Genomic DNA, 3,621 nt, shown 5'->3' on the forward strand with positions numbered 1-3,621 from the left:
ATCTGCTCGACCTGGAGCAGATCGAGGAGGACATATTCCGGGGCGAGAGCCGCTCGGCGCTCGTCCCGCGCGTCTTCGGCGGCCAGGTGGCCGCCCAGGCGCTGGTGGCGGCGGGCCGCACGGTCCCCGCCGACCGGCCCGCCCACTCCCTGCACGCGTACTTCCTGCGTGCCGGTGACCCGGGCGCGCCGATCGTCTACACCGTCGACCGGATCCGCGACGGCCGCTCCTTCACCACGCGCCGCGTCGTCGCCGTCCAGCACGGGCAGCCGATATTCCACCTCTCCGCGTCCTTCCAGACGTACGAAGAGGGCCTCGAACACCAGACGGGCATGCCGTCGGCACCGGACCCGGAGACACTTCCGACCGCCGCCGAGATGCTGCCGCGCCATCTCCCGCAGCACGTCGCCGACCGCCTGATCGAGGCCCGCGCGGCCGTCGACCTGCGCTACGTGGACGCGCCGCCCTGGGCCACCGTCGGGCAGCCGCGCGAACCGCGCTCCCAGGTGTGGTTCCGCACGAACGGCAAGCTCGACGACGTCGGCAACTCCGCCGGCCACACCGTCGACTCCCTGCTGCACGTCTGCCTCGCCACCTACGTCTCCGACATGACGCTCCTCGACTCGGTGCTGCTCGCGCACGGCCGCGGCGGCTGGGCGGTCGGTGACGTCGTCGGCGCCTCGCTCGACCACGCCATGTGGTTCCACCGCCCCTTCAAGGCGGACGAATGGCTCCTGTACGACCAGGAGTCGCCGTCCGCGTCCGGCGGGCGCGGCCTCGGCCAGGCGCGGATCTGGACGCAGGACGGGCAGCTCGCGGTGACGGTGATCCAAGAAGGCGTCGTCCGCGTCCCGCGCTGATTCACGAAGGCGTCGTTCGCGTTCCCCGGTGATCGGACATACCGTCCGATACATGAGCGAGCAGGTCGACAGAGTCCAGCCCGAGCCGCCCGAAGGCGGCGGCGAGAGCACCTTCACCGTCATCGTCGCCGCCGTCGCCAACCTCGGGATCGCCGTCGCCAAGGCCGTCGCCGGTGTCATCAGCGGCTCCAGCGCGATGCTCTCCGAAGCGGCGCACTCCCTGGCCGACACCGTCACCGAACTGCTGCTCCTGACCGCCCTGAAACGCAGCGAGAAGCCCGCCGACGAGGACCATCCGCTCGGCTACGGCCCCGAGCGCTACATCTGGGCGATGCTCGCGGCCGTCGCCACCTTCGTCGGCGGCGCCGTCTTCTCGATCTACGACGGCATCCACACGCTGGTCGCCGGCGAGGAACTCGGCGACCCGCTCGTCTCGTACATCGTGCTCGCCGTCGCCTTCCTCCTGGAGGGCTACTCCCTGCGCACCGGCGTCAAGCAGGCCCGTGGCGAGGCGGAGCGCTTCGGGGCGTCCTTCGGGCGCTATCTGCGCTACACGCCCGACACCGCCGTGAAGGCCGTCGTCCTGGAGGACTCCGCCGCCCTCGCCGGACTCGTCCTTGCCGCACTGGGCCTGCTCGGCGGGCAGCTCACCGGGTCCGGAGTGTGGGACGGCGTGGCCTCGCTCTGCATCGGCGCGCTGCTCCTGTACGTGGCCTGGGTGCTCGGGCGCAGCAACGCGCAGCTCCTCATCGGGCGCCCGCTGCCGAAGCCGATGCGCCAGGAGATCCGCGCCGAACTCCTCGCCTCCGAGCACGTCGAGGCCGTGCTCGAACTGACGACGCTGCTCCAGGGGCCGCGCGAGGCGCTCGTCGCCGCCAAGGTCGACTTCAGGGACGCCTCGACGGCGGCGCAGATCGAATGGGCCTGCGAGCAGGCCGAGCGGCGGGTGCGGGAGCGCTTTCCCGGCGTACGACGGGTCTATCTGGACCCGACGCCGGGGTACGCCCAGCGCCGCGAGGAAGGGCTCAACCCGTGGCCGTGAGACCCGCCGCGTCCAGGAGGTAGGCCGTCATCGGGTCGTAGTGGCGCGGGCTCGTGACGTGGTCGTCCAGCGGGACCGTCACCTGGAGGGTGCCCTCGGCCTCGCCGATGAACAGCGCCGGGTCGTTGCAGTCCGCGTACCCCACGGAGTCGATGCCGCGCTGGCCCGCCCGTCCTGCCCACCCGTGGTCGGCGACGACCAGGTCGGGCTGCGGCCGGCCCTCGCGCTCCAGGCCGTCCAGGATCGCGTTCATCGGCTCGGGGGAGTGCGTGTGCCACAGGGTCGCGCCGCGCTCCAGCATGGCCACGTCCGCGAACTGGAAGACCATGCCCTCGTCGGCGGTGAGGCCCTCCGGGATGACGACGATCTCGCAGCCCGCCGCGCGCAGGGCCGCGGCCGTCGCGCGGTGCACGTCGAGGAGCCCTCCGGGGTGGCCGGTGGCGAAAAGGACCCTCTCCTTGCCGGCCGCCGCCTTGCGCAGGCGCGCCGCCATCCGCTCCAGGGCGTCGACCGTCAGCTCCGGGTCGATGGTGTCCTGCCCGTACCGGAATTCCGCGTCGTCGATCACGCCGCACCGCTCGGCCATCACCGCGAGGACGTCCTGCTCGTCGGTCCAGCGGTCGCCGAGCTCCAGGCCCAGCCAGTAGTGGCGGTCGCCGTTCGCGAGCTTCCTGTAGTGGCTGAGGTTGTTCTCGCGGGGCGTGGCGACGTCGCCGGCGATGCGGGAGCTGACCAGGTGGTCTACGAGCGCGGCACGGGTGGGTATTGGCATGGTCCCTATTCTGCCGCCGGTAACCGCCTGATGGCGGGCAGTCCCGAAGCCTGGACTGTGAGGTGCGCTGCACTGCGTTTGGCTCGGGCGGGGGTGGTTGTTTCTGTGGCTGCGGGCCGCAGAAGGCTGAGCGCGCAGTTCCCCGCGCCCCTTACGGGGCGCTCCTCACCTGGTCCTGCCCAGCGCGAACCACAGCTCCATGCGTACGTCCGGGTCGTCCAGGTCCGCGCCCAGGAGCGCCCCGCACCGCGTGATGCGCTGCCGGACCGTGTTGCGGTGGACGCCCAGGGCCGTTGCCGTGCGGTCCCAGTTGCCGTGCAGGGAGAGCCAGGTGCGCAGGGTTTCGGCGAGTGCCGTGCTGCCGCCGAGCGGGGCGAGCAGCACGCGCGCGTGGGCCGCCGCCTCTGCGGGGGCGACCAGTGCGGCGATGCCCGCCTCGCGGTGCCGGACGAGGGGCGCGCGGGTGGCTTCGGCGCGGCGCAGGGCGCGGTCCGCCTGAGCGTCGGCGGCGGGCAGGTCACCGGGGGACGCGGGGGCGGAGACGCCGAGGGTCCAGCCGGGCTGCCCGGCAGGCTCGCGGTCGGCGGGGAGCAGCAGCCGTACGAGATCCTGCTCCGGGTCCGTGTCGACCAGGCCGCTGCCCAGCGCCGCGGCGAGCGCCGACGCGGCGACGGAGTGGGCCACCGGGTCGCTGCCCGCATCCCCGCGCGCGTGTACCACCGTCCACTCCTCGCCCCCCAGGAGAGGCGCGACATCGCCCGCCGCCGAGCCCAGGAGCAGCCGTACGAGCGCCGCCGAGCGCACGGAGTCGGCGGCGCCCTGGTGCTTGCCGGTCAGGAGCGAGAGCAGCACGACGGCGACCCCGGTGATGGTGTGGTCCCCCGGCTCGCGCTGCTCGGTGGCGACCCCGAGCGCGAACCCCTGCCCGCCGCCGAGCGCGTACGCGG

General features: G+C 73.2%; 4 protein-coding genes. 2 read left to right on the top strand and 2 right to left on the bottom strand.

The features are described from left to right. The first annotated feature begins 2 nt into the window (after window positions 1–2). Both ACQKIP_RS42800 and ACQKIP_RS42805 read left to right on the top strand, forming a co-directional pair. Window positions 3–860: an acyl-CoA thioesterase gene (locus tag ACQKIP_RS42800; RefSeq protein ID WP_427745484.1), complete on the top strand. Its 858-nt coding sequence runs from the start codon at window positions 3–5 to the stop codon at window positions 858–860. A 52-nt stretch (window positions 861–912) separates the two neighbouring features. Continuing rightward, window positions 913–1,902 (top strand): cation diffusion facilitator family transporter, encoded by a 990-nt coding sequence (locus tag ACQKIP_RS42805; RefSeq protein ID WP_365857572.1) that lies wholly within the window; start codon window positions 913–915, stop codon window positions 1,900–1,902. Here the strand turns inward: ACQKIP_RS42805 and ACQKIP_RS42810 are convergent. Both ACQKIP_RS42810 and ACQKIP_RS42815 read right to left on the bottom strand, forming a co-directional pair. Beyond that, on the bottom strand, window positions 1,886–2,674 hold the full coding sequence (locus ACQKIP_RS42810; protein WP_365857574.1) for a phosphatase: 789 nt from the start codon (window positions 2,672–2,674) through the stop codon (window positions 1,886–1,888). The genes ACQKIP_RS42805 and ACQKIP_RS42810 overlap by 17 nt on opposite strands. Before the next feature lie 165 nt (window positions 2,675–2,839). Further along, window positions 2,840–3,621: PucR family transcriptional regulator (locus tag ACQKIP_RS42815; RefSeq protein ID WP_427745486.1), on the bottom strand; the 782-nt coding region annotated here is incomplete at its 5' end.

This window comes from Streptomyces sp. NPDC059900, from assembly GCF_050270335.1.
Lineage (GTDB): Bacteria > Actinomycetota > Actinomycetes > Streptomycetales > Streptomycetaceae > Streptomyces.